This is a genomic window from Roseateles sp. (assembly GCF_036486225.1).
Taxonomy (GTDB): domain Bacteria; phylum Pseudomonadota; class Gammaproteobacteria; order Burkholderiales; family Burkholderiaceae_C; genus Roseateles.
In genome coordinates, this window is record NZ_DASVNZ010000424.1 from 1 (window position 1) to 4,313 (window position 4,313).

The following is a 4,313-nucleotide window of genomic DNA, read 5'->3' on the forward strand; positions in this document are numbered from 1 at the left end:
CGATGTCCAGGCACTTCGCGCGCTCGGCCTCGGGCACCTGCGCCGGCGGTAGCCACCGGGAGTCGGGCTGGTCCAGCAGCGCGCCGTGCGTGGCGGCGGACGCGGCCCAGGCTTCGCCGGACAGCGCCGCCGGCACCAGCATCAGGCGGCCCGGCAGCTCGATGTGGCGCACCGGCACGTCGTTGATCAGCACCTCGAAGCGCAGGTCCTGCAGCGTGGGCTCGACCCACATGCACACGCCGGGGAAGGGCACGCCCAGCATCGACTGCAGCTGCAGCCGCTCGCGCTCCACCGCCTGGTCGAGCATGTGCGGCAGCAGCAGCGCGGCCAGCGCCGGGGACATGCGCACGGCCAGCGGTCGCGAGAAGTGCGGCGCCTCCTGCATGATCGACGGCGCATCGCCCTTGGCGCCTTCGCGCTGCAGCGCGGCGATGGGCGCGGACACGCTCTGCGCCTCGCCGCTGCGGCGCTGGCGGGCGAGGTAACGACCCGCGAGCGCCAGGCCGACGCCCAGCGCCAGGAACTGGATCGCCGGGAACCCCGGCACCGCCGCGAACGCGATCGTCAGGCCGGCCGCGAGGTACATCGCCCGCACGTTGGCGGTCATCTGCGCGACGATCTCCTGGCCCAGCGAGCGCGGCTTCTTCTGGTGCTCGTCGGCCACACGGGTGATCAGCACGCCGGCGGCCACGCAGATGAACAGCGACGGGATCTGAGACACCATCGCATCGCCGATGGACAGCACCGCGAAGCGGTTGGCCGCCTCGCCCGCGGTCATGCCGTGGTACATGATCCCGACGACGATGCCCGCCAGGATGTTGACCAGCGTGATGATCAGGCCCGCGATGGCGTCGCCCTTGACGAACTTCATCGCGCCGTCCATGCCGCCGTGCATCTGGCTTTCCATGCCGAGCAGCGCGCGCTTGCGGCGCGCCTCGTCGCCGGTGAGCAGGCCCGCGCGCAGGTCGGCGTCGATGCTCATCTGCTTGCCCGGCATCGCGTCCAGCGTGAAGCGCGCGCCGACCTCGGCCACGCGCTCCGAGCCCTTGGAGATCACGATGAACTGCACCACCGTGATGATGATGAACACCACGATGCCCACGACCAGGTTGCCGCCGACAACCAGCTCGCCGAAGCTCTCGATCAGGTGACCGGCGTCGGCGTGCAGCAGGATGGACTTGGTCGAGGCGATGTTCAGCGACAACCGGAACAGCGTCGTGAATAGCAGCAGCGACGGGAAGGAGGACAGCGCCACCGCGTTCGGGATGAACAGCGAGGTCATCAGCAGCAGCACGCTCACCGCCAGGTTGACGGCCAGCAGGCTGTCGATGAGCACCGTCGGCAGCGGCAGGATCATCAGTCCGACGATCGCCACCACCAGGAAACTCATCGCGAGGTCGTTGCCGAGGGTGCTCTTGTCACCCAGTGCCTTGCTCATGCCTTGCTCCCGCTTGGTTTGGCGCTGCCGCCGCTACTGCCACCGCCACCGCCTGCGGGCTTCCCGCCCACGCCGTCCAGCATCGCCACCCAGCGCAGCACGGTGGCGACGGCCTCGAACAGCGCCTCGGGCACGGTCTCGTCGACCGCCACCTTGAACAGCGCGCGCGCCAGCGGCGGATCGCCGACGATGGGCACGCCCGACGCCTCCGCGATGCGGCGGATCTCCATCGCCTGCGCGTCCGCGCCCTTGGCGACGATCAGCGGCAGCGGCGTGACGCCCGGCTGGTAGCGCAGCGCGACCGCGTAGTGCGTCGGATTGGTGACGACCACGGTCGCGTTGGGCACGGTCTTCTTCGGATCGCTGTTGGCCATCTCGAAGGCCAGGCGCTTGCGCTGGCCCTTGACCATCGGATCGCCTTCCATTTCCTTGTATTCGCGCTTGAGCTCGTCCTTGTCCATGCGCTGGTCGCGGATGAACAGCCAGCGCTGCAGCGCGAAGTCCACCGGGCCGAGCACGACCAGCGCGATCACCGCCGCGACGAAGAGCTTGAGCATCGCCGTCCACGCCACCGTGGCCACGCCCATGGGCGTCTGCGTCGCGGCGCCGACCATCAGCGGGATCAGGCCCATGGTGATGATCGCGATCACGCAGCCGACCAGCACGGCCTTGAAGACGGTCTTGGCGAACTCGATGATGGAGCGCAGCGAGATCAGCTTCTTGAGCCCGGAGCCCGGGTTGACCTTGTCGAAGTTGGGCGTCAGCGGCTCGAAGGTGATGTTGAAGCCGACCTGCGCGAAGGACGCGATCAGCCCGACGAAGATCGCCGCCACGACGAAGGGCAGCACGATCCACAGGCCTTCGATGGCGATGTCGTAGGCGACGGCGAACACGTCGCTGTCGGTCTTGGCCTGCAGCCCGACGCCGCTGGCCAGCGAGAACAGCCGCTCCAGGTGGCTGAGCGAGGTGGCGCTGGCGGCGCTCAGGCAGACGGTGATGACCAGCAGCCCGGCCGCGGCGTTGATGTCCTGGCTCTTGGGCGACTGGCCCTTCTTCTTGGCGTCGTCCAGCTTCTTCTGGCTGGGCTGTTCGGTCTTTTCGCCCATGGCTCAGGGGGCCGAGGTGTCCGCGGCTTGCGTGTCCTCGAAGCCCCGCGGGATGTCGTCGAGCGTCAGGCCGAGCAGCACCATGTCGCGTCGCTTGCCGAAGGCGGTCACCGCGCCGGGCAGTGCGCCCCAGGTGCTGAAGCCGGCCCGGCGCAGCACCGACAGGCTGGCGGCGTTGTCGCTCCAGACCATGGCCATCAGGCGGTCCACGCGCCAGGTCGGCGCGTTGGTGACGAGGTACTTGATCAGCTGCGAGCCGACGCCGCGTCCACGCCAGCGTGGGGCGACGTAGTAGGCCAGCTCGAAGAGCCCGCCCAGTCCGGGCCGGTCGTGCAGGCCCAGAGAACCGAGCCAGCCCACGGTTTCACCGCGCTGCGTCGCGACCATCATCGGGCGGTTGTGGAACTGGTGCAGCTCGATCTGCAGCCTGGCCATCGGCACGCTCATGGGACCGATGTAGTTGGTGTGGCGCACGGCGTCCTTGTCCTTGACCAGCGCGAGTTCTGCGGCGAGCCATCGTGCGGCCTCGACCTCGCTGACGCCTTCGGGCTGATAAGGCGGGGTGCGCAGTGAGGCGTTGTAGATCGCCGCCACCGCAGCCGCGTCCCGCGTCGTCGCGGGCCGCAGCGCGATGGCGTCCGCGTCCGGGGCAGGCACCGCGGGGGCGTTGTTCTCAGCGAGCGGCAGGGCTAGGGACACGGAAGCTCCTCGGGGTTGAGGCGCACTGTCCCTGCGGGCGATGACGACGGGCGAGGAGGGGGCGAAGCGATTTGCGTTGACGCGAAATGAGGCTGTCTCACTTCAACCGCTGCTGGCCCTCACCCCCGCCCTCTCCCGCAAGCGGGAGAGGGAGTGAGAGTGCACCGAGCGCTCCGAACGACACCCTCGTCGCTAGCGAGAGCGGGCCCGACGCTCCCTCCTCCGATCACTTCGTGTTGAGGATTGTTGAGGATTTCATCGTGAAGACATGAGGCCGCGCGGCGGGGCTGCTGCCTAGCATGAGCCCACGCCGAAACGCACACGGCGGGCGATGCAACCGCGATGGATCCGTGATCAACGCACGATCTGACGCATCCGGATGCATCCGACAACGCACTCGATAACGCACTCGATACGCATTGAAGGGGAGTTCACATGTTGTTGCTGACCTTGGGTAGCTTGAGGCTTGCCGACCCGGATGGAGACGTCGCCGCCGCGGTGGCGCGCGGCGATGTGCAGGAGGCCTTGCGGCTCGGGCTCGGCCGCCTCGATCGTGGCGCGGGCGGCGATCCCGACCGCCTCGCCGCACTGGGCCAGGTGCTGGGCCAGGCGCTGCTGGCCGCGGGCCGCGACGAGCAGGCCGAGGAGCTCTTCCAGAAGCAGCTGCGCATGTACGAAGGTCTGCCGCGCGCCCAGGTGCGCTGGCTGTCATCGATGGATCGCGGCTTCCTGTTCCTGCATCTGAACAAGCCGGGCCGCGCGGCCGAGACCTTCAACGTGGTCGCCGATGCGGACGACGCGCCGCTGGCGCTGCGGGTCGAGGCGCTGGCCGGCATGGCGCAGGCGATGCAATCGATGGGCGAGCACCGGCGCGCGGGCCGCACGCTGGCGTTCGCGATGGCGCTGGTGGACGCGGCGCGGGCGCCGCAGGTACCGCGAGCCCCGGCCCTGATGATGCCGCTGCTGACCGCGATCGAGCTGGAGCTCCAGGTCTGCCGCGCGCTGCGCCATTACGACGACGTCGCCGCCGCGGAGCTGCCGCGCGACCGCGACGTGCGCGCCTCGCTGCG

The 4,313-nt window shown here is 69.3% G+C and carries 3 protein-coding genes and 1 pseudogene; 1 reads left to right on the top strand and 3 read right to left on the bottom strand.

The window, feature by feature from the left end; all coding sequences use genetic code 11:
• The 3 genes from VF536_RS27460 to VF536_RS27470 all read right to left on the bottom strand — a co-directional run.
• On the bottom strand, positions 1 to 1,438 hold a 1,438-nt coding region (locus tag VF536_RS27460), incomplete at its 3' end, for an FHIPEP family type III secretion protein (RefSeq protein WP_331618122.1).
• Positions 1,435 to 2,544: a type III secretion system export apparatus subunit SctU gene (sctU, locus tag VF536_RS27465; RefSeq protein WP_331618123.1), complete on the bottom strand. Its 1,110-nt coding sequence runs from the start codon at positions 2,542 to 2,544 to the stop codon at positions 1,435 to 1,437. The genes sctU and VF536_RS27460, both read right to left, overlap by 4 nt.
• A gap of 3 nt (positions 2,545 to 2,547) precedes the next feature.
• Positions 2,548 to 3,243, bottom strand: coding sequence for a GNAT family N-acetyltransferase (locus tag VF536_RS27470; protein ID WP_331618124.1), 696 nt, complete (start codon positions 3,241 to 3,243; stop codon positions 2,548 to 2,550).
• A gap of 435 nt (positions 3,244 to 3,678) precedes the next feature.
• On the opposite strand from VF536_RS27470, the pseudogene VF536_RS27475 reads away from it, so the two are divergent.
• A pseudogene (locus tag VF536_RS27475) lies at positions 3,679 to 4,313 on the top strand (hypothetical protein); the annotation flags it as partial.

Bases quoted from the DNA above. Each gene is read 5' to 3' on its own strand.
- sctU (WP_331618123.1), bottom strand. From the start codon at position 2,544: ATGGGCGAAAAGACCGAACAGCCCAGCCAGAAGAAGCTGGACGACGCC.